The following is a 20,653-nucleotide window of genomic DNA, read 5'->3' as shown; positions in this document are numbered from 1 at the left end:
TCAACAGTAACTCAATGAGTTATATCGTCATTTTAGCTATTTGCTCGTTGTTTAACCCGGGTTTAGTCAAAAAAATGTCATATTTTTCTTTTCCCATCCCCCTGTTCTCGCAGATAATGCGTGGCGTTCATGTCCACAAACTGGCGTAACAATTATGCTGCATTTATTTGCCGGGTTGGATTTCCATACCGGCCTGTTATTGATTCTCGCACTACTCTTTGTACTGTTTTATGAGGCCATCAACGGTTTTCATGATACTGCCAATGCAGTAGCGACAGTGATTTACACGCGTGCCATGCGCTCGCAGCTTGCCGTAATGATGGCAGGCGTCTTTAACTTTTTGGGTGTTATTCTCGGTGGCTTGAGCGTGGCCTATGCCATTGTGCACTTGCTGCCAACCGATTTGCTGTTGAACGTAGGTTCTACGCATGGTCTCGCTATGGTGTTTTCTATGCTATTGGCGGCAATTATCTGGAACCTGGGAACCTGGTATCTTGGCCTGCCGGCCTCCAGTTCACATACGCTTATCGGAGCAATTATCGGCGTCGGCTTGACCAACGCGCTGATGACGCATAGTTCTGTTGTGGATGCCTTAAACATTCCCAAAATGATTGGGATTTTCCTGTCGCTGATTATCTCGCCAATCGTCGGGATGGTACTGGCTGGGACCATGATTTTTGTGCTGCGTCGCTGCTGGAACGGAACACAAAAACGTCAGCGCATCCATCTGACACCGGCAGAGCGTGAAAAGAAAGACGGTAAGAAAAAACCGCCATTCTGGACGCGTATCGCGCTGATCCTTTCCGCTATCGGGGTCAGTTTCTCCCATGGTGCGAACGACGGTCAGAAAGGTATCGGGTTGATTATGCTGGTGTTGATTGGCGTAGCCCCGGCAGGATTTGTGCTTAATATGAACGCGACAGGTTACGATATTACTCGTACCCGTGATGCCGTCTCACATTTGCAGCAATATTATCAACAGCACGCCGATGCCCTGCCGCATGTGGTGGCACAGACCCCGCTGGTGCCTGCGCCAACGGACGTGGCACCGAGTGCCGTGGCGGAATTCCACTGTAACAACGGCCACGCCATGGATGCCATCAACCGCGCTCAGGAACTGCTGACTAACCTGCAAAGCTACAATGATTTGGCACCGGAGCAACGCAGCCATATGCGCCGCCTGCTGATGTGCGTGGCGGATACCGCAGACCGGGCCGCCAAATTGGATGAAACCAGTGGCGCCGACAAGCGCTTCCTTGGCGATCTGCATAGCGATCTGCTGCAAACCGTTGAGTATGCGCCCATCTGGATTATTGTTGCCGTCGCGCTGGCTTTGGCGCTGGGCACCATGATTGGCTGGAAACGTGTCGCCACCACCATCGGCGAGAAGATTGGCAAAAAGGGCATGACTTACGCACAGGGTCTCTCTGCGCAGGTCACCTCCGCAGTGTCTATCGGTATCGCCAGCTATACCGGCATGCCGGTATCTACCACGCACGTGTTGTCCTCCGCAGTGGCGGGCACCATGCTGGTCGACGGCGGTGGTGTACAGAGTCGCACGGTTAAAAACATTGCCATGGCCTGGATACTGACCCTGCCGGTGTGCATTGTACTTTCCGGCGCACTCTACTGGTTGTCGCTAAAACTGATTTAATCACATAGCGAAAGCCGGTATTCGCGGCAAATAAAAAAGGCGGTGCAATTGATATTGCGCCGCCTTTTAGTTTTCAATACCCCGATAATGATTCACTGTCGTGCCACTCTCATTCCATCTTCCTTATGTTCCATGGGTCCTGCCATTTTTACTCGCCAGGGTAACGCCAGATGATAATCCGCGATTTAATACCAAATCAGCATTGCCAGCATACTGACCAGAATTAACCCGCATAAGCCGGTGGTCAGAACAAACTGGCCACGAACGCGCTCACAGCGGCGAATAAACTCGGGATCGTGATGATCGACATAGCGTTGAGCATAGATATAGCGCACCAGTCTTATCTGCTTGCTGGGTTGCCCGTGAGCCGTAAAAAAACCGCCACCATCAACATACTGATAAAGAAGCGGATCGCAGCCACGTAACACCACCAGTAATGCCCGCAGAGAAGAGTAATAACGCAGCATATTTATCACACATACCACACACAAAGCCCAAAATAGCGCAGTGGGACTGATCATGATACCCCCTTAAGGCGACATCAACCCGACAACAACAGCCTGTGAGTTTCTCGCCCTGACTCTCTGCATATTGCACGATACCCCCGGGCAACCATCTGCCCTTCCCCCAGACCTTTACAGGTCAGTCATCTCGGCGTGTACCTGATAAAACACGCTACGCGTCGGCTCATTATTAATTGTAGGAAATGAACGATAAAGCGGGGACAAAATAGTGATCTTTTCTCTCACCAGCGCCCCCCACGACCCGTTGCTCATCATTTGACCACAGGATGTATCATTATCATCGGCGGCTTAGCGCTATACTTGAATTATGTTATGGTCAAAAAAGCGATTTATGACACAAAAATGTCCACTTTGTGAGTTAACACGCCGATCTTGGGTTGTTGTGATCCTGATGACATTTTGCGTCAGTATTGCGGTGGTACATTATTGATAACGGCAGGAAGATACGCAGATAATAATCGGAATAAACATTAACTGACTTATGGAAGGAGTTTCTTATGGCTTACAAACACATCCTTATTGCTGTTGATCTCTCCCCAGAGAGCAGAGTACTGGTTGAGAAAGCCGTTTCTATGGCCCGGCCTTACAATGCCAAAGTGTCTCTTATCCACGTCGATGTCAACTATTCGGACCTCTACACCGGCCTGATTGATGTCAATCTTGGTGATATGCAAAAACGCATCTCTGAAGAAACCCATCATGCCCTGACCGAACTGTCAGAAAATGCCGGTTATCCGATTACCCAGACCCTCAGCGGCAGCGGCGATCTGGCTCAGGTGCTGGTGGATGCGATCAGAAAATATGACGTAGATTTGGTGCTTTGCGGCCATCATCAGGACTTCTGGAGCAAGCTGATGTCTTCAGCACGACAGCTGATTAATACCGTTCATATCGATATGCTGATTGTTCCTCTGCGCGATGAAGAAGGAACCGCAGAGTAAAATTCACTCACTGAAAGGTAATCAAACCTTAAGTATCGAGAAGCAGTAACGGAACACATCCCCGGTCGCTTAGCATTAAAGTCGCCGGGGATTATTCCATAATGTCTATATTTCACCCAATATGTATATTATTTAAGCCGACATGTATCCAGGCTCGGCTTTCTGTTACATGCCGTTAACTGATTTAGCTCAATGTTTGACTTATTAAACTTAACTCAAATTAAATCTTACTATACAAAGCAACCTTTTTGTCATATAGCTAAAGGCTGAATATTGAGCAAATGGAATTGTTAACTTATGGAAAGACATTATTCGCATAAAGGGCCCGTGACGCCCTGTCATTACAATATTGAAACGACTGCCCAGCTTTGTGGTGTGCTTCCGGTTACCTTGCGTGCCTGGCAACGCTATGGCTTGATTAATCCGCAGCGTGATGAGAACGGCAGCCGTTGGTACAGCGAAAACGATCTCACCCGCCTGCATTTGATCGTGCAAAAAGTTAATGCCGGGATCCCGATCGCGCAGATCGATACCCATCTCCAATCTCATGATCCCGCCCAAACCCACAACGATGCCGATAGTCCCCCTCGCCATAACAGCAACTGGCGTGATTTACAGGCGGAGATACTGCATTGTCTCGGTGAAGGCGAACTGCAAAAACTACGGCGTTTAGTCTGGCGCTTTGGTCGCGAATATCCGGCCAGCTGCCTGGTCAAACAGGTTTTGCGCCCGATCAGAGAGTTTATGTCCACCAGCCGCCAGGCCGCTTGCATTCAGCAAAGGGGATTGCTGGACAGCATCATCATTGAATATGCCACTTTTGTCATGGCGTCCTCCCGCAAACGCAATCGCCCGCGAGTACTGCTGATCCCGATGCAATATGATGACTCGCTGGAGCTGTGGCTGGAAGCGCTGAACCTGTCGGGGGAAGGTCTTAACGTCGAGCTGATCCGCTCTGCGGTGAGCGAACCCGATTTATCGCCCTTTACCATGGAGCACTATCTGATCTGGTCAGATAGCCCACTGAGCGAACGTCAGCGGGCGCTGTATAACTATTGGTTGATCCAGGGGTTGCCGGTAATGCTACTTGGCCGCGCCGGACCATTACTGCAATCTTCGTCATCCCGCTTGTTGTCGCCGCATCCGTTGAACTCGGTGTTGGTAGACCACTGGATCAAACAGGGTGCCTGCGAGGCTTAAAGCGGCGTATAAATATCGAAACGATGGCTTTTGGTGGTGACTGCCGCCTGGGCGGGCGTATCGGCCATGGGCGGTGCGTAATCCGGGCGCTTCACCACAATACGTTTGGTTGCCAAATGTCGTGCGGGGACCAATAAGCCATCCGCATCCTCGTCTGCCCCCACCAGTCCCTGAAATACTCGCATCTCCTTTTTCACCAGCGCACTTTTCTGCCGATGAGGATACATGGGATCGAGATAGACCACCTGGGGACGCGGTGAAATCTCGCTAAGCGCAGTCAGACTTGAACCATGCAGCAGGGTCATACGCTCGCGCAGCCAGGGACCGATTTCGCCATCCTGATAGCCGCGGGTAAGTCCGTCATCCAGCAAAGCCGCCACTACCGGGTTACGTTCAATCATGCGCACATGGCAGCCCAGCGCCGCCAGCACAAAGGCATCTCGCCCCAGCCCCGCCGTCGCATCCACCACATCGGGAAGATAGCTGCCTTTAATGCCGACTGCTTTCGCCACCGCCTCACCGCGCCCCCCGCCAAAACGACGGCGATGCCCCATGGTGCCGCCGACAAAATCGACAAAAATCGCCCCCAGTTTCGGCTCATCGCGCTTACGCAATTCCAGCCGCTCGGCGGTCAACACCAGCGCCATCACGGCATCGGCATCGGAAACCAGCTGCCAGCGCTGCGCCAGAATAGATAAGGCGCCTGCATCGGCGCCTTCTTCACATGCTAAAAACACACTCACGGGATGTTGTTATCCTTTAATGCCGTAATGACGCAGCATAGCATCCAGCTGTGGTTCACGACCACGGAAGCGTTTAAACAACTCCATCGGCTCTTCTGAACCACCGCGCGACAGGATGTTATCAAGGAACGACTGGCCGGTTTCACGATTGAAAATCCCTTCTTCTTCAAAGCGTGAGAAGGCGTCTGCCGATAACACTTCCGCCCACAAATAGCTGTAGTAACCCGCCGCATAACCGCCGGCAAAAATATGGCTAAAGGCATGAGGGAAACGGCCCCAGCTCGGTGTCGGCACCACGGCAACCTGCTTTTTGATCTCTGCCAGGGTTTCGAGGATCTGTGCACCTTTCGCCGGAGAGTATTGCGCATGCATGCGGAAATCAAACAAGCCGAACTCCAGCTGACGCAGAATAAACAGCGCCGCCTGATAGTTTTTCGCCGCCAGCATTTTATCGAGCATTTCCTGCGGCAGCGGCTCATTGGTCTGATAGTGACCGGAAATAAAGGCCAGCGCCTCAGGCTCCCAGCACCAGTTCTCCATAAACTGGCTTGGCAGTTCCACCGCATCCCAAGGCACACCGCTGATGCCGGCAACGCCGGAGGTGTCGATTTTGGTCAGCATATGGTGCAAGCCGTGACCAAATTCATGGAACAGGGTGGTGACTTCATTGTGGGTAAACAGCGCAGGATCGCTGCCCACCGGACGGGTGAAGTTACAAGTCAGATAGGCGACCGGTTTTTGCAGTTCGCCGTTGCTACGACGCAGGCTACCGACATAGTCGTTCATCCAGGCGCCGCCGCGTTTGTTTTCGCGAGCGTAGAGGTCAAGATAGAAGCTGCCGCGCAGTTCACCGTCTTCAGCAAACAGGTCAAAGAAACGCACGTCTTTATGCCAGGTATCAACGCCCTGGCGTTCTTTGGCGGTGATGCCATAAATGCGTTTGACTACTTCGAACAGGCCGTCAATCGCCCGCTGTTCCGGGAAGTAAGGACGCAACTGCTCGTCATTAATAGAGAACAGATGCTGTTTCTGTTTTTCGCCGTAGTACGGCAAATCCCAGGCGTTCATCTCTTCAACAGCAAAATGCTCTTTGGCAAAGGCACGCAGCTGCGCCAGCTCCTGCTCGCCCTGTGGACGGGCACGTTTGGCCAGATCATTGAGGAAATCGATAACCTGCTGCGGATTCTCTGCCATTTTGGTGGCCAGCGACATATCGGCATAGGAGTCAAAACCCAGCAATTGAGCCAGCTCGTGGCGCAACGCCAGCACTTCGGCCATCACTTCGCTGTTGTCCCATTGACCGGCATGAGGTCCCTGATCCGAGGCGCGGGTAACAAAGGCGCGGTACATCTCTTCGCGCAGCTCGCCACTGTCGGCATAGGTCATCACCGGCAAATAGCTCGGCGCATCGAGGGTCAACAACCAGCCCTGCTGTTCTTTGGCTTCAGCCAGCGCCTGAGCGGCCGCCAGCGCACTTTCCGGCAAACCGGCAAGGGCAGTTACATCGGTGATCAGCTTGCTCCAGCCCATGGTGGCATCGAGCACATTATTGCTATAGGTCGAGCCGAGTTCGGACAGACGGGAAGTGATTTCGCCGTAGCGTTTTTGTTTCTCCGCCGACAGGCCAATCCCCGATAATTCAAAATCACGCAGGGCGTTATCCACGGCTTTCTTTTGTGGCAGGGTCAACGCCGGGTAGTTATCACCGTCGCGCAGATCGCGGTAGGCCTGATACAAACCGGCGTGTTGCCCGGCCCAGGTGGCAAATTCCGATAGCAGCGGCAGGCACTGCTCGTAGGCTTCACGCAGCTCGGCGCTGTTTTTTACCGCGTTAAGATGACTAACCGGCGACCAGATACGACTGAACTTATCGTCACTTTCTGCCAGAGGCTGACACAAAGAGTCCCAGGTATAAGGACCGGGCGCGGCGACAACCTGTTCAATGGTGGCACGGCAGGTATCAATGGCGGACTTCACGGCGGGAACAATATGCTCCGGGCGGATAGCAGAAAAAGGCGGTAAATCGAACGGCTCCAGGAGCGGATTATGGGCTAACGAATGGTTTGAGGAAGATTGGGTCATAGGGCAGTCCTGGTTATCCTTAAGAGTCGGCCGGCGGCGGTACTTGCATCGACGCGCCGCGGGCCGATTAATCAGTATGAGACATTATCAGTGAAGCGCGATACCTATTAACATGAGGACAGGCGCCGCGAAAATCAAGGGTCAAGATGCTGCCCGCTCACGGCTCCTCAGGACTTTTTCACCGCCAGGATCACGCTGGACGCCTTGACCAGAGCAATAATTGGCGAGCCGCTGGCCAACGCCATATCATCGACGCTGTCATTGGTGATCACCGCAGTCAACACCAGACCATCGTCGGTTTTGATGGCTACGGTGGCATTGATCGCCCCTTTTTCCAGCGAGGTAATGGTGCCGCTAAACTGGTTACGCGCCGAGAAGACCAGATCGCTGTCCGGCGTCGCCAACAGCACCCAGGACGCCTTGATTAACGCCGTCACTTCTTTACCGAGGGTCAAACCCAGGGTATGGGAGCTTGACTGGGTGACTACCGCCACCAATTTTCCTCCACCATTAAGTTGAATTTCAATTTCATCATTAACTGCGCCTTCGGAAAGCGAAGCGATAACACCGGTAAGCTGATTGCGTGCAGAAACAGACATAAAGAACTCCTTAAAATAAACAAAAAATAGCGGCCTACTAAGAGGTTAGCATGCCGTTGCCAGAAGGGTTTATACTAGGGAACATGATATGCTTTGTATTGAGAAATTAGCGCTGACAATCACGCCGCAATTCGGCAAAGCATGGCATCCTTGCACAGTATAAACTTTCGGTAACCTACTGATTTTACTGTCACTATACATTATTCGGAAAACGTAAAAACACTATGTTGAGTTACCGCCACAGTTTTCATGCAGGCAACCATGCCGACGTTTTAAAACACAGCGTACAAAGTCTAATCATTGAATCCCTCAAAGAAAAAGACAAACCCTTTCTGTATCTCGATACCCACGCCGGTGCCGGGCGCTACCAATTGAGTAGTGAACATGCCGAACGTACCGGTGAATACCTCGAAGGTATTGCCCGTATCTGGCAGCGCGATGACCAACCCGCCGAGCTGGCGGCCTATATGTCGGCGGTCAAACACTTTAATCGCAATGAAAGCCTGCGTTACTATCCCGGCTCGCCGCTGATCGCCCGCCAGTTGCTGCGCGAATATGACAAACTGCATCTGACCGAACTGCATCCCAGCGATTTCCCGTTGCTGCGCAATGAGTTTCAGAAAGATGCCCGCGCCCGTGTACTGCGTGCCGATGGTTATCAGCAAATCAAAGCGCAGCTACCGCCGCCGAGCCGTCGCGCGCTGATCCTGATGGATCCGCCTTATGAGCTGAAAACCGATTACCAGGATGTGGTAAAAGGCATTCAAGAAGGCTACAAACGTTTTGCTACCGGCACCTATGCGCTGTGGTATCCGGTGGTGATGCGTCAGCAAATCAAACGCCTGCTGCGCGAACTGGAAGCCACCGGCATTCGCCGTATTTTGCAGATTGAGCTGGGCGTACGTCCGGACAGCGATCAACGTGGCATGACCGCCTCCGGCATGATCGTGATAAATCCGCCGTGGAAACTCGAGCAGCAAATGAACAACTTGTTGCCATGGTTGCTGGAAGCGCTGGTGCCCAACGGCCACGGCCATCAACTGGTTAAATGGGTCGTCCCCGAGTAAGTCCGGCCCTGCCTGGCCGAAGCGCTGCTTCGGCCATCATTCCTGCCCAACCTATCACAATCATCGTTGCAAACTTTGCGACAAAATCGAATCTGGCGTTAAACTCTATACCAATATATTTTGGGAACAACAGCTTCCCGGCCTTCTTAACTTATGGAAAATTCGATGACCAAACATTATGACTATCTGGCAATTGGCGGCGGCAGCGGCGGTATCGCATCAATCAACCGCGCAGCCATGTATGGACAAAAATGTGCCATTATCGAAGCAAAAGCCCTCGGCGGTACCTGCGTCAACGTCGGTTGCGTTCCAAAGAAAGTGATGTGGCATGCGGCGCAAATTGCTGAAGCTATTCGTAACTACGGCCCGGATTATGGCTTTGATACCCAGGTTAACGGTTTTAACTGGAAAACCCTGGTCGCCAACCGTACCGCTTATATCGATCGTATCCACACCTCTTATGACAATGTGCTGGGTAAAAACAACGTCGAGGTGATCCGCGGTTTTGCGCGCTTTGTCGATGACCATACGGTAGAAGTGAACGGTGAAACCATCACCGCCGACCATATTCTGATCGCTACCGGCGGCCGTCCAAGCCATCCGCAAATTCCCGGCGCAGAATACGGTATCGATTCCGACGGTTTCTTTGATTTAAAGGAAATGCCGCAGCGCGTCGCGGTAGTCGGCGCGGGTTATATTGCCGTGGAGATCGCCGGGGTCATGAACGCCCTGGGCGCAGAAACCCATCTGTTTGTGCGTAAACAGACGCCATTGCGCAGCTTTGACCCAATGATTATCGAAACCCTGGTGGAAGTGATGAACACCGAAGGACCGGCCTTGCATCCGGAGTCTATCCCGCAGGAAGTGGTGAAAAATGACAACGGCAGCCTGACGCTGAAACTGGAAAACGGCAAAAGCTTTGAGGTTGACTGCCTGGTCTGGGCCATTGGCCGTCAGCCGGCAACAGACAACTTTAATCTGCAGGCCACCGGCGTAAAAACCAACGCCAAAGGCTATATCGAAGTCGATAAATACCAGAACACCAGCGTCAAAGGCATTTATGCCGTTGGTGATAACACCGGCGCGGTAGAACTGACCCCGGTGGCGGTAGCCGCCGGACGTCGTCTGTCCGAACGCCTGTTTAACAACAAGCCGGAAGAACATCTCGATTACAACCTGATCCCGACCGTGGTCTTTAGCCATCCGCCTATTGGCACGCTGGGTCTGACCGAGCCACAGGCTAAAGAACAGTACGGCGACGATCAGGTAAAAGTCTATAAATCGTCGTTTACCGCCATGTACACCGCCGTAACGCAGCATCGCCAACCCTGCCGGATGAAACTGGTTTGCGTCGGCGAAGAAGAAAAAATCGTCGGCATTCACGGCATTGGCTTTGGTATGGATGAAATTCTGCAAGGTTTTGCGGTCGCAGTCAAAATGGGCGCGACCAAGAAAGACTTTGATAATACCGTTGCCATCCACCCTACTGCGGCGGAAGAGTTTGTGACGATGCGCTAAGAGGGAGCAGGTAAAATATACCTGCGCCTTTGTCATTTTTAAAAACTGGCCGTAACAAGCCAGTTTTTTTTATTTCTATTTTGCTAGCGCAAAGCAGGGATTCACTTCAAAAGAGGTCAACGGAGTATGCTTTATCACTCAGGCTCCACAAATGTACCCCGCTGAAAATTGCTGCATGCCGTCGAAATTGCAATAAACACCGGCCCCACAGTTGATACAGCGGTGACAGGCCAGGCATCAGGAAAAAACACCCTTTTCGCCTTACTGAGTTAACTGGCAGCAATTATGGCGGCAATGGCGCTCCCCCTGAGAGGTGTTAGCGGTTTTGACCCGCCATCAGAACATATTTGACATGGACATACTCTTCAATGCCGTAGTGACCGCCTTCACGACCATAGCCGGAATGCTTAATACCACCGAACGGCACTGATGCGGTGCCCACTGAGCCTGAATTGAGGATCACCATGCCAGCCTCCAACTGTTTAGACAGACGGAAAGCACGGCCCAGATCGCGTGTCCAGGCATAGGCCACCAGACCGTATTCGGTGTTGTTAGCGCAGCGGATCGCCTCTTCTTCCGTGCTGAAGCGATAGATAGCAAATACCGGTCCAAAGATCTCCGTATTGTGCACGGCAAAGGTTTCATCCAGATCACAAAGAATGGTCGGCTCATAGAACAAGCCACCTTTCTGATGCGGTTTACCACCAAGGCGCACTGTGGCGCCGTTGAGCACCGCGTCGTTAACCAGCGTGGCGACTTTATCAATCGCCATCTGGTTAATCAGAGGGCCAACAACAAAATCTTTTTGCATCCCTTGATCAACAGGGATTTTAGTGACCGCAGCCACCAACTGCTCGACGAATTGGTCGTAAATGTCGTCTTGCAGAAAGACACGGTTAGGCGAGATACACACCTGACCGGAGTTACGTAGTTTGGCGCTGACCAACCCGGCAACAGTCTCTGCAATTGGGCTGTCGTTAAAGACGATAAAGGGCGCGTTTCCACCTAATTCCATGGTCATCTTTTTCAGGGTTTCGCCACAACTTTGCGCTAACAGCTTGCCTACGCGAGTCGATCCAGTGAAAGAGATTTTGTGGATGCGCGGGTCTTTAGTGAAGGCTTCGCCGATAGCTTTCGCATCACCGCTCACCATCTCAAATACGCCCTGGGGAATGCCCGCTTGTCGTGCATATTCTAACAGTTTGTAGGCCGTCAACGGTGTCTCTTCCGCCGGCTTGATCACCATAGTGCAACCCGCCGCCAATGCGGTGGCGATTTTGCGGGTGATCATCATAAACGGGAAGTTCCAGGGTGTGATAGCGGCAGTCGGGCCGACCGGCTCTTTTACGATCAATACCGTGGCATTGGGATCATGAGACGGCAAGGTGTCACCGTTCAGGCGCTTGGCTTCTTCGGCATACCATTCGATAAAGCCCAGCCCATATTCAATTTCACCTAGTGCTTCGCTTAAACATTTACCGTTCTCTTTCACCAGTAGTTCAGCAAAAACCTGTTTGTCAGCGCGCACCAAATCGTACCAGCCGCGTAACAGGTCTCCACGCTCTTTAGCCGTTCTGCGCGCCCAGGCGGGGAATGCCTCACAGGTCCGGTTAATGGCAGAGGCCACTTCTGCTGCATCCATGCAAGGCACTTGGCCGACAATGCTGCCATCGGCAGGGTTAGTCACTTTAATCATCGAAAGTTATTCCTACACAGGGGGACGCTGAACCTCAGCGGAGTTGCACAGGCAGAGATTATTACCGAGTGCGTTTGACGTGACTGATAATGCGGCAGTAGCTATTTGCCAACAATCGATTAAAATTGCTCGATTGTTGAGAAAAACTAAACGGTCATAATCTATGCGCGAGCTTCCCCCGTTAAATGCTTTACTCGCCTTTGAATTTGTTGCCAGAACAGGAAGTGTTCGTGCGGCTGCCGAAAGTATGTCGGTGACACCAGGCGCAGTAAGTCGACAGATTCGTCTGTTGGAAGAGCACTTCGGTACCGCGCTTTTTCAGCGACAGGGGCGCGGGTTAATCCTTACTCTCCCCGGCAACGCTTATTTCCAGCAAATCAGTGTACACTTCGAGGGTCTGCGCCGCGCAGGTCAGGTGCTCCAGCGCAACGCCGGACGGGCGGTGATCCGCTTACATTCCTTTACTACTTTCGCCACCCGCTGGCTTATTCCACGGCTGGCCAAATTCCAAATGGCTTATCCCGATATCGACGTCCGCCTGACCACCGCATCAGAGTGGGATGACGACATGGATTGTGACGCGGCTATTCGACTGGGTAACGGAGAGTGGCCACAGCGCCACGCCACTGCATTGGTGAAAAATGTGCTGATGCCGGTGTGCCGCCCAACGGAAGGACGTAAAGCGAATAGGGATCTCGACGGGTTGTCGCAGCACACACTACTGATGGTGCGAGGGCGTCCTGATGATTGGCAACTGTGGTGTAGTGCCTTCGGGATTGATATGAACACCCTGCCGCATCGGCGAGAAATGGAAAGTTCGGCGCTAGCCTACCAGGCTGCATTGGAAGGGCAAGGTATTGCTCTGGCACAACGGGTACTGGTGGAAGATGAGCTGCGTTCAGGCTCACTGATCGCCATGGACAATTATCAATTGGACTGCGGAAGCTTAACTTACTATCTGGTCTGGAATAAAGACAGCCCAAAAGAATCGACGCTGATGAGGCTGGAAGCCTGGCTGACTACCCCCCTCTGATACAGCGAGAAATGGAGAATTCCCGGCGTCATGTCTATTTTAAGGCCTGCAACTGCGGATAAGCCAACAAGCCCACTTAATAAATCAAGTGGGCTTGTGAGTTTGATGACAACGTCGTCTTGATGATCGAGATACCCGGGCATAGCACACCTAGGGGCGCTCCGGCGGGCAAGCCCGCTACGACCCCAACGGTGCACTCTCCCTAATAATGGACTTTGTCAGCAGTCTGACAAGCCCACTTAATAAATCAAGTGGGCTTGTCACCTCAGATCTGCGCCTGACCGCCATCAACAAACAGCTCCACGCCATTCACAAAACTGGCTCGGTCCGAGGCGAGGAAAAGCACCGCCTGGGCGATCTCTGCGGGTTGACCTATCCGCCCGACCGGGATCTGCGCCGCCAGATATGACTTGGTGCCTTCGGCCTGTTCACCATTGCCAAACAGTTCATTCAATCCGGCAGTTTCCGTTAACCCGGGGCTAATGGCATTGACGCGAATATGACGTTCTTTCAAATCCAAAATCCAGTTGCGGGCAAAGCTTCGTACCGCCGCTTTGGTTGCCGAGTAGACGCTAAAGGCCGGGGTACCGGAAATACTGGTGGTTGATGACGTCAGTACCACTGAACCGCCGTCACGCATCAGGGGTAACGCTTTCTGCACGGTAAACAGCACCCCCTTCACATTGGTGTCAAATGCGCTGTTAAAGTGCGCCTCGCTGATTGCCCCCAGTGGCGCAAATTCGCCGCCGCCAGCATTGGCGAAAACGGTGTCAATATGGCTGTGTTTTTGCTGAACGGCATCGTACAAACGGTCGATATCTTCCAGTCTGCTCATATCAGCCCGTACGCCCGTTACCTGACCACCAATTTCACGGACAGCGGCATCAATGGCGTCCTGACGACGACCGGTAATAAACACATAGGCCCCTTGCTCAGAGAAGGCTTTTGCCGTTGCCAGACCGATACCACTGGTGCCACCGGTAACAATAACGACTTTTTTATTGAATTCGTTGCTCATGGTATATCTCCTGTTATTGACGACCCTTCGTCATAGGAAGGAGAATATATCTGCAACGATAACCTGAATAGCTGGCAAAAGTGGGTTGCATCGTTCCAAAAGGAGAACAATGATGCGGGCAGATTTTAACGATTACTATTGGTTTGTGCAGGTGGTCTCTCACGGTGGATTTGCCGCGGCCAGCCGGGCTATCCATCAGCCGAAATCCAAGCTGAGCCGAAGAGTGGCCGGACTGGAAGAGCGGCTGGGCGTGCGTCTGATTGAACGTTCCAGCCGCCGGTTTCGGGTCACGGATATCGGCCAGGCTTTCTATGAACGCTGCTGCACACTGCTGCTGGATGCAGAACAGGCAGAAGCCGTGGTCGCGGAGGTGAAAACCGAACCCTACGGGCCAGTACGCTTTAGTTGCCCTACCGGGTTGGTGGAGATTATCCAGGACAATGTCCCCACTTTTCTCAACCGTTATCCCAGAGTAAAACTTCAAATTATCGCTAGCGACCGGGCGGTGGATTTGATTAATGAACGCATTGATGTGGCACTTCGCGTGCGTACTTCGTTGACCAGCGATGCCGATATGGTGATGCGCTCGCTGGGTGAGTCCTATCGCATCTTGGTGGCCAGTCCGCAGCTGGCAAACACCCTAAGCAGTGATATCAACACCCTCACCCAGTGGCCAACATTGGGCACCAGCGATGAATCGGGAGAGATCACCTGGCAGCTTGCCGATCCGCAGAACAACAGCCTGCTAATCCGCCATCAGCCACGGATGACCTGCAGTGACTTTGCCGCGGTTCGCGCCGCTGCGGTCGCCGGCATAGGTATTGCGCTCCTGCCGGATCACACCTGCACAGAATATCTGGCCAAGGGGCAACTGGTACGCGTTTTTCAGCCGTGGCGAGGACAAGCGGGAATTGTGCATCTGGTTTTTACCACTCGTCGAGGACTGCCACCGGCGGTCAGGGCATTTATCGATCATCTGGCCGCCACCTTCCCGGTGATCGACAAAACGGAAAAGGGCCATTGATCGCAAGATCAATGGCCCCGGGCTATTTCATAACCGATTAGCGTTTACTGTCGAACCAGATTTTCCACAGCGGTACGGCGGTGGCAAAGGTGCCTCGGTGGGTGGTTTTACCGGTGGAGATGGCTTCAACCTGCATGTTGCCGGAACCCATTGACTGCGCATAGGTCATGGCCATTTTACCCACGCCAATGGTAATCGCCTCATCACTCTCACCGTAGTAATTATGCACCGGAGAAGCGATCACCCAACGATATGCCTGTGCAGAGGCAATCAACCGACCATAGGCTGAATTGGCAAAATATTGCGCATTGAAATATTCCGGGCGGATCAGTTTATGCAGGTCCTGAGGAATATCCGCCGGATTAAATGGCTGACGATCGTAGGCTTTTTTAGCCACATCATAATATTCATCGGTCAGCACCGAGTGGGCCAGGCCTGGAATACCGTAATAGTTTTCATAGGCAAAAGAGGAAAGGATCACGATGCTATTTAACCAGTTAGCATCAAACTTGCGTGGAAAGGACAAAAAGCCGTTCAGCAGGGCAAAAACGTCCAGCGGCGCACTGGCGGTGGCAGTCCCCTGCACTTTCATGCCGATACCTTCGAGCTTCTCCAGCAAGGCCATGGTTACAAAGCCGCCCTGTGACCAACCGGCCAAAAACAGGCGAGAATCCGCCAGCTTCATCTGCGCCAGCACCTGCCGTGATGCGTTAATCATGTCATAGGTGGCTTGTTGATGGCTGCCTTTCACCATATAACCTTCAGGCTCGCCGGAGATCCCCAGGCCAAAATAGTCAGCGCCAGTCAGCAGATAGCCCTGCCCGGCAAACTGGGCGATCATTAACTGCGTTTCTGGCGACTCTTCCGGGAAAGAAGGCACCTGATGTTTGCCATATACGGTCCCATGCTGATAGGAAACCATTGGCAATGACTTGTCGGTGGTATCGGGGATCGCCAGCAGGCCAGAGGTGAGGGTCGGTTTATTGCCGTGTTCCGGGATCACCGAAGGATAGGTAACGCGATACAGTTTTACCGCATTGCGCGCCGGGGTATATTTGACATCTACCCCCGAAAACGCTGGTGTATCGCTGGTAAGAATTTTATTTAACCGCGCGACATCCCAACTGCCGATCAACTGATAGGTGATGCCGCCCGCCACCGGGATCGGAGCGCTTTTGGTCTCCTGCGCTAAAGCCGGGAGCAGCCAAAAAGTCAGCAGTAGATAGATAACAGAATTAAAAGCTTTTAACATTCCCTTCCCCTTAATATCGTTATAAAAATAATTTTGTTTATGTCATTAAACACAGGGATCGCTATGCTGTTAGTAGTATTGGTTATTAACGTTGAAAATAGCGCGGTTAAGTGACCTGGATTAGGCAGATTTTGAGTCCCGCGGATGGCAAACCGGCGCTAATCGGTTCTCACGGGTAGAGTGTAGGTCATGATGGAGATTGGGTAGCAAACATAGTTGCTTGCATCTGGTTGAATATCAAAAAATCAGGCAGTATTCAAGACACCTAACCGGCAAAGTGAGAAGGCAATAACATCCAGCGTTGCTTCTTGATAACCCCACCACAGTTGCCAAAAATCGACACTAATCTGCCTTCTGACAGACTGACGTCCCCTCGTTTAACTTCGATGGATATTAATGTTGATAACACGAATTAATACCATTACCATTTTCTTTCAAATAAACAGAATCCATATAGATAGCAAAACCATGAAACCCATTTTTTCGGCTTGCGCTCACCAGGTGACGTTACTTTCTGCCGTCGTCTTTGCCTCCGCACTCAGTGATCGAAGTGTCCGACACCTTCAATAGGTATAACCCGGTCGCAGGACAAGAAACCAGTTCTCCTCACCCGCCAACATTCAGGGATAATTTTTTATGCTCAAGCGCTTTCTTGTGGTCTCGCTGCTGTTGCTGACAACCATCAGCCAGGCAAAAACCCTTACTGATATCAGGCAGCGCCAGGTGGTCATTCCCGACAATCCTCAGCGCATTGTCATTGGCGAAGGCCGGATGATTTACACGCTGGCGTTGGTTGAAGAGGGAAATCCGCTAAAACGCGTGGTGGGCTGGCCGGCTGACCTGCAGCATTTCGATAAACAGACCTGGAACAGCTACGTCGCCAGATTTCCCGATATCGCCCGCATCCCGATTATTGGTCAATCCAACTTTGCCGATATCAGCGTCGAAAAGGTGATAGCTCTGCATCCCGATGTGGTGATTTTACCGGTCTATGCGAAAAAACTGCCCAATCAGGACCAGCTCGAGTTGCAGCTGGATCAGGCCCATATTCCGCTGGTATATGTTGATTTTCGTGTCGATCAATTAAACAACACCGTGCCCAGCCTGCGTATTCTTGGCGAAGTATTGGACGATCAGCCCAAGGCCGAGAAATTTATCGCTTTTTATCGCCAGCATATGGCGGTGATTAGCGATCGCCTGAAGGCTGCGGCTCCCGCCAACCCCTCGGTGATGCTTCAGTTGCATCTTGGCCGCAGGGCAGAGTGCTGCACCACGGTAGGACACGGTAATCTGGCCGACTTAATTACCTTTGCCGGTGGACGCAATATCGCTGCCGGTAAGTTTCCCGCTGTTTTTGGTCAGATCAGCCCGGAAGTGCTCATTACCGCCAATCCGGATATCTATCTCGCCACCGGCATGGCGGGTCCCGATACGCCGGAGTCTCTGCAGTTAGGTCCGCAAGTCAGCAGGCAAAGCGCACAACAAAGTTTTGTGCAATCGCTGTCAAAAGACGCGATCATTTCCGGTTTACCGGCGGTACGCAACGGGAAAACCTATGCTGTCTGGCAAAATCTCTATTTAAGCCCCTGGCACTTGCTGGTTGCCGAATTTTTTGCCAAAACCTTCCATCCGGAGATTTTTGGCGATGTTGACCCGCAACGTACCCTGGATGAAATGAACCGAGATTTCCTGACGGTAAAAGAAACCGGCACCTTCTGGACCGGTGTCAAGGCCTCGCCGTTTTAACCCTCGGCCAAGGGTAAAAGCGGATTTACCCCTGGCAGGGGGTAAGTTTGCTTTTACCCGGCAACAAAATCCCGATAACTACCCACATCGAAGCCTTTGGTGGCAATTGACCATGCCAGACAGATCTCAGGCTCACCTTTTTTGCCGTAAATCTTCCCAGGCCACATAAACAAAACCCCCGACCAAACCGATATGTTCAAAAAAACCGTTCATCGCCATTCCACGCTGCGCCAGCGGCTGCGACCAGAAATTATTGGCCATCAAATTGGCGCTAAAGGTAAACAACGCCAGCGCTAACGCCCCTAACCCGCGATAGCGGCCAGTCAGGATCAGCGCTGAGGCACCGAGTTCCAGCACAATCACCGCCGCCGCCAGCGGCGCTGCCGGTGATAGCCCAAAATGTTGCATTTCAGCAATGGCCGAAGAGAAATCAAACAGTTTGACCAGCCCGCCTTGCAGATAGGCGGCACACAGAGCCAGCAGCGCCAGCCAACGGACAGTTGGCCGTGGAACTACGGCCGACGACCAGCCAGATACAGATGGATTACGCATGTTTATCTCCTGCCGACCCCTGATGCGGGGTCGGCGTCAAGTCACGGCTAGAGTAAGATCAAGCCTGTCGCGCCGGGGCTTTATGCACCATGGTGTAAGCATAATCGACGCCCATACCGTAGGCCCCGCTGTGTTCGCGCACCAAATCCATCACCGCATCGTAAGTCTCTTTGCGTGACCAGTCGCGTTGGTACTCCAGCAACACCTGCTGCCAGGTAACCGGCACGGCACCGGCCTGCACCATACGGTCAATAGAACGTTCATGGGCATCTACGCTGGTGCCGCCGGAAGTGTCAGTGACCACATACACTTCATAACCCGCCTTCAGCGCCATCAATGCCGGGAAAGTGAGACAGACTTCAGTCCACAGGGCGGAGATAATCAGTTTTTTACGCCCCGTGGCTTCCACGGCATCGACAAAGGCGGCATCTTCCCAGGAGTTCATGGAGGTACGTTCAATAGGTTTGACATCGGGATGTACCGCCAGTAATTCCGGCCAGATATAGCCGCTAAAGCTGGCCGTTTCTACTGAGGTGTAAATCACCGGCACGTTAAAAACCTTGCCCGCTTTCGCCAGGGCAACGGTATTATTTTTAAGCTGCTGGCGATCGATATTGGCAACGCCGAAGGACATTTGCGGTTGATGATCGATAAAAATCAGCGCGGAGTTCTGTGGATCGAGCAGATCAAGTTTAGACATTTCTATTTCCTCTCAGAGCCTGTTTCCAGAATGTATGGTTATGTTTCGTCATCGGTTGTTGTGCTGCTGGAACTTACAATACGGGAGGGAGGATCGCGCTGATAGCGGAAAGAATTTATCATCTTGTTAAGAAAATTTTGATAAAAAGTAAAGATAAAATAAGCATATAAATCATAGCACTAGAAAAAAATAACTTAAAAAACCCTCTACACAAGGCCTTAAGCCAGCCATTTTACCGCCAGTTAACAGCCTATTTATCATTCAGACCCCAGGACACGCTGTGCAAAAAAGGTTCGAAAAAACTGAAGGAAGCGGTCAAAAGTTTGCGGTTGTTAACAGGGGATAATAGGCCGAGGATGTAATCTTTAACTAAGCAACTGTCCAGGGTTGTGGAGCATCACGTGGGATTACTGAGTAATTTCTTCGCAAAGATAGTGGGTAATGATCCAGCACCTAAACATCCAAGAGAGGAACCAAAAATGGTCAAAGTATTAGTACTTTATCATTCAATGTACGGACACATTGAAACCATGGCGCAAAGTGTTGCAGAAGGCGCAAATAGCGTGGCTGGCGTAGAAGTCACCCTGAAACGTGTACCTGAAGTGATGGATGCGGCGTCCTTTGCCGCCGCCGGTGGGAAAGCTGATCAACAGGCACCTATTGCCGATCCGATGGAACTGGCTGATTACGACGCCATTATTATCGGCACCCCGACTCGCTTTGGTAATATGTCCGGCCAAATGCGCAATTTCCTCGACCGCACCGGTGGCCTGTGGGCCAAAGGCGCACTGGTCGGCAAAGTAGCCAGCGTCTTTACCTCCACCGGTACCGGCGGTGGTCAGGAAATGACCATCACTTCTACCTGGACCACGCTGGCACACCACGGCATGATCATTGTGCCAATTGGTTACAGCACCCCGGAACTGTTTGATATCTCCCAGGTCAGCGGCGGCACCCCTTACGGTGCGAGCACCATTGCCGGTGGCGACGGCTCTCGTCAACCTGATACGCGTGAACTGAGCATTGCCCGTCATCAGGGCCAACATGTTGCGCAGATTGCCGTTAAACTCAGCGCATAATCTCGCACACGCACAGGCAATTTTGGCCTGTGCGTATTGCACAACGGGCTGAAAGCGGCAAATCTTGCCTCTGAACTGGGTTCAAAATCTAACGTAAGCAATATTCTTAACGGCCGCCGGGCGTTGACGGTTCAACCTCTCAAAGCATTATCCCGATGTTTTGGCGTACCGGCAGATTGGTTTATCTGATCCAGAGTAAAGCCAGATTACCTTAAGCAGCCGGCT

At 52.2% G+C, this 20,653-nt stretch carries 18 protein-coding genes and 1 pseudogene; 10 read left to right on the top strand and 9 right to left on the bottom strand.

Translation table 11 applies throughout. From position 1 onward, the window contains the following. Window positions 1-154: 154 nt before the first annotated feature. The gene (gene pitA / locus GW590_RS16055; RefSeq protein ID WP_169404067.1) at window positions 155-1,654 is read left to right on the top strand and encodes an inorganic phosphate transporter PitA; all 1,500 of its coding nucleotides are present in this window, start codon (window positions 155-157) and stop codon (window positions 1,652-1,654) included. Between the two features lie 185 nt (window positions 1,655-1,839). Here pitA and uspB read toward each other — a convergent pair whose 3' ends face one another. After that, complete coding sequence (gene uspB / locus GW590_RS16050; RefSeq protein ID WP_169404066.1) at window positions 1,840-2,175, bottom strand: universal stress protein UspB; 336 nt, start codon at window positions 2,173-2,175, stop codon at window positions 1,840-1,842. 500 nt (window positions 2,176-2,675) lie between these two features. Here uspB and uspA point away from each other — a divergent pair, with 500 nt between their 5' ends. Continuing rightward, the gene (gene uspA, locus GW590_RS16045) at window positions 2,676-3,119 is read left to right on the top strand and encodes a universal stress protein UspA (protein WP_169404065.1); all 444 of its coding nucleotides are present in this window, start codon (window positions 2,676-2,678) and stop codon (window positions 3,117-3,119) included. Window positions 3,120-3,416: 297 nt separating this feature from the next. Continuing rightward, window positions 3,417-4,319: a MerR family transcriptional regulator gene (locus GW590_RS16040; protein ID WP_169404064.1), complete on the top strand. Its 903-nt coding sequence runs from the start codon at window positions 3,417-3,419 to the stop codon at window positions 4,317-4,319. On the opposite strand, the gene rsmJ is transcribed toward GW590_RS16040, so the two are convergent. The 3 genes from rsmJ to GW590_RS16025 form a co-directional block, all read right to left on the bottom strand. Then, on the bottom strand, window positions 4,316-5,062 hold the full coding sequence (rsmJ, locus tag GW590_RS16035; protein ID WP_169404063.1) for a 16S rRNA (guanine(1516)-N(2))-methyltransferase RsmJ: 747 nt from the start codon (window positions 5,060-5,062) through the stop codon (window positions 4,316-4,318). The two genes, GW590_RS16040 and rsmJ, sit on opposite strands and share 4 nt — an antisense overlap. A gap of 9 nt (window positions 5,063-5,071) precedes the next feature. Beyond that, complete coding sequence (gene prlC / locus GW590_RS16030) at window positions 5,072-7,144, bottom strand: oligopeptidase A (RefSeq protein WP_169404062.1); 2,073 nt, start codon at window positions 7,142-7,144, stop codon at window positions 5,072-5,074. A gap of 167 nt (window positions 7,145-7,311) precedes the next feature. After that, complete coding sequence (locus GW590_RS16025; RefSeq protein ID WP_169404061.1) at window positions 7,312-7,743, bottom strand: TOBE domain-containing protein; 432 nt, start codon at window positions 7,741-7,743, stop codon at window positions 7,312-7,314. 224 nt (window positions 7,744-7,967) lie between these two features. On the opposite strand from GW590_RS16025, the gene GW590_RS16020 reads away from it, so the two are divergent. Together GW590_RS16020 and gorA are read left to right on the top strand one after the other, a co-directional pair. Continuing rightward, complete coding sequence (locus tag GW590_RS16020; protein WP_169404060.1) at window positions 7,968-8,810, top strand: 23S rRNA (adenine(2030)-N(6))-methyltransferase RlmJ; 843 nt, start codon at window positions 7,968-7,970, stop codon at window positions 8,808-8,810. A 165-nt stretch (window positions 8,811-8,975) separates the two neighbouring features. Next, window positions 8,976-10,328, top strand: a complete 1,353-nt coding sequence (gorA, locus tag GW590_RS16015) for a glutathione-disulfide reductase (RefSeq protein ID WP_169404059.1) — start codon at window positions 8,976-8,978, stop codon at window positions 10,326-10,328. A gap of 316 nt (window positions 10,329-10,644) precedes the next feature. Here gorA and GW590_RS16010 read toward each other — a convergent pair whose 3' ends face one another. Continuing rightward, window positions 10,645-12,024 (bottom strand): NAD-dependent succinate-semialdehyde dehydrogenase, encoded by a 1,380-nt coding sequence (locus GW590_RS16010; protein ID WP_169404058.1) that lies wholly within the window; start codon window positions 12,022-12,024, stop codon window positions 10,645-10,647. A gap of 163 nt (window positions 12,025-12,187) precedes the next feature. On the opposite strand from GW590_RS16010, the gene GW590_RS16005 reads away from it, so the two are divergent. After that, window positions 12,188-13,057 carry a LysR substrate-binding domain-containing protein gene (locus GW590_RS16005; protein ID WP_169404057.1) on the top strand — a complete coding sequence of 290 codons (870 nt, stop codon included), beginning with the start codon at window positions 12,188-12,190 and terminating at the stop codon, window positions 13,055-13,057. A gap of 265 nt (window positions 13,058-13,322) precedes the next feature. Here the strand turns inward: GW590_RS16005 and GW590_RS16000 are convergent, their stop codons facing one another. Continuing rightward, window positions 13,323-14,075, bottom strand: coding sequence for an SDR family NAD(P)-dependent oxidoreductase (locus GW590_RS16000; RefSeq protein ID WP_169404056.1), 753 nt, complete (start codon window positions 14,073-14,075; stop codon window positions 13,323-13,325). Between the two features lie 112 nt (window positions 14,076-14,187). On the opposite strand from GW590_RS16000, the gene GW590_RS15995 reads away from it, so the two are divergent. Then, window positions 14,188-15,099, top strand: coding sequence for a LysR substrate-binding domain-containing protein (locus GW590_RS15995; protein ID WP_169404195.1), 912 nt, complete (start codon window positions 14,188-14,190; stop codon window positions 15,097-15,099). 37 nt (window positions 15,100-15,136) lie between these two features. Here the strand turns inward: GW590_RS15995 and GW590_RS15990 are convergent, their stop codons facing one another. Beyond that, the gene (locus GW590_RS15990) at window positions 15,137-16,351 is read right to left on the bottom strand and encodes an alpha/beta hydrolase family protein (RefSeq protein WP_169404055.1); all 1,215 of its coding nucleotides are present in this window, start codon (window positions 16,349-16,351) and stop codon (window positions 15,137-15,139) included. 636 nt (window positions 16,352-16,987) lie between these two features. On the opposite strand from GW590_RS15990, the gene GW590_RS15985 reads away from it, so the two are divergent. Then, entirely contained in the window at window positions 16,988-18,097 is a 1,110-nt protein-coding gene (locus GW590_RS15985; protein ID WP_169404054.1) for an ABC transporter substrate-binding protein, read from the top strand. Window positions 18,098-18,229: 132 nt separating this feature from the next. On the opposite strand, the gene GW590_RS15980 is transcribed toward GW590_RS15985, so the two are convergent. Together GW590_RS15980 and GW590_RS15975 are read right to left on the bottom strand one after the other, a co-directional pair. Beyond that, window positions 18,230-18,649 carry a DoxX family protein gene (locus tag GW590_RS15980; protein ID WP_169404053.1) on the bottom strand — a complete coding sequence of 140 codons (420 nt, stop codon included), beginning with the start codon at window positions 18,647-18,649 and terminating at the stop codon, window positions 18,230-18,232. A gap of 58 nt (window positions 18,650-18,707) precedes the next feature. Continuing rightward, complete coding sequence (locus GW590_RS15975; RefSeq protein WP_169404052.1) at window positions 18,708-19,349, bottom strand: hydrolase; 642 nt, start codon at window positions 19,347-19,349, stop codon at window positions 18,708-18,710. A gap of 479 nt (window positions 19,350-19,828) precedes the next feature. Here GW590_RS15975 and wrbA point away from each other — a divergent pair, with 479 nt between their 5' ends. Both wrbA and GW590_RS15965 read left to right on the top strand, forming a co-directional pair. Then, window positions 19,829-20,428 (top strand): NAD(P)H:quinone oxidoreductase, encoded by a 600-nt coding sequence (gene wrbA, locus GW590_RS15970; RefSeq protein WP_169404051.1) that lies wholly within the window; start codon window positions 19,829-19,831, stop codon window positions 20,426-20,428. A gap of 45 nt (window positions 20,429-20,473) precedes the next feature. Continuing rightward, window positions 20,474-20,617 (top strand): annotated as a pseudogene (locus GW590_RS15965) (helix-turn-helix domain-containing protein); the annotation flags it as partial. Window positions 20,618-20,653 lie beyond the last annotated feature (36 nt).

The sequence above is a fragment of the Rouxiella aceris genome, assembly GCF_012933545.1.
Taxonomy (GTDB): Bacteria; Pseudomonadota; Gammaproteobacteria; order Enterobacterales; family Enterobacteriaceae; genus Rouxiella; species Rouxiella aceris.
This window is presented reverse-complemented; position numbering and strand designations above follow the sequence as displayed.

What these genes read in the sequence shown, in the direction of transcription:
- pitA (WP_169404067.1), top strand. Translation starts at nt 155, where the DNA reads ATGCTGCATTTATTTGCCGGGTTGGATTTCCATACCGGCCTGTTATTG.
- uspB (WP_169404066.1), bottom strand. Translation starts at nt 2,175, where the DNA reads ATGATCAGTCCCACTGCGCTATTTTGGGCTTTGTGTGTGGTATGTGTG.
- uspA (WP_169404065.1), top strand. Translation starts at nt 2,676, where the DNA reads ATGGCTTACAAACACATCCTTATTGCTGTTGATCTCTCCCCAGAGAGC.
- GW590_RS16040 (WP_169404064.1), top strand. Translation starts at nt 3,417, where the DNA reads ATGGAAAGACATTATTCGCATAAAGGGCCCGTGACGCCCTGTCATTAC.
- prlC (WP_169404062.1), bottom strand. Translation starts at nt 7,144, where the DNA reads ATGACCCAATCTTCCTCAAACCATTCGTTAGCCCATAATCCGCTCCTG.
- GW590_RS16025 (WP_169404061.1), bottom strand. Translation starts at nt 7,743, where the DNA reads ATGTCTGTTTCTGCACGCAATCAGCTTACCGGTGTTATCGCTTCGCTT.
- GW590_RS16020 (WP_169404060.1), top strand. Translation starts at nt 7,968, where the DNA reads ATGTTGAGTTACCGCCACAGTTTTCATGCAGGCAACCATGCCGACGTT.
- gorA (WP_169404059.1), top strand. Translation starts at nt 8,976, where the DNA reads ATGACCAAACATTATGACTATCTGGCAATTGGCGGCGGCAGCGGCGGT.
- GW590_RS16010 (WP_169404058.1), bottom strand. Translation starts at nt 12,024, where the DNA reads ATGATTAAAGTGACTAACCCTGCCGATGGCAGCATTGTCGGCCAAGTG.
- GW590_RS16005 (WP_169404057.1), top strand. Translation starts at nt 12,188, where the DNA reads ATGCGCGAGCTTCCCCCGTTAAATGCTTTACTCGCCTTTGAATTTGTT.
- GW590_RS16000 (WP_169404056.1), bottom strand. Translation starts at nt 14,075, where the DNA reads ATGAGCAACGAATTCAATAAAAAAGTCGTTATTGTTACCGGTGGCACC.
- GW590_RS15995 (WP_169404195.1), top strand. Translation starts at nt 14,188, where the DNA reads ATGCGGGCAGATTTTAACGATTACTATTGGTTTGTGCAGGTGGTCTCT.
- GW590_RS15990 (WP_169404055.1), bottom strand. Translation starts at nt 16,351, where the DNA reads ATGTTAAAAGCTTTTAATTCTGTTATCTATCTACTGCTGACTTTTTGG.
- GW590_RS15985 (WP_169404054.1), top strand. Translation starts at nt 16,988, where the DNA reads ATGCTCAAGCGCTTTCTTGTGGTCTCGCTGCTGTTGCTGACAACCATC.
- GW590_RS15980 (WP_169404053.1), bottom strand. Translation starts at nt 18,649, where the DNA reads ATGCGTAATCCATCTGTATCTGGCTGGTCGTCGGCCGTAGTTCCACGG.
- GW590_RS15975 (WP_169404052.1), bottom strand. Translation starts at nt 19,349, where the DNA reads ATGTCTAAACTTGATCTGCTCGATCCACAGAACTCCGCGCTGATTTTT.
- wrbA (WP_169404051.1), top strand. Translation starts at nt 19,829, where the DNA reads ATGGTCAAAGTATTAGTACTTTATCATTCAATGTACGGACACATTGAA.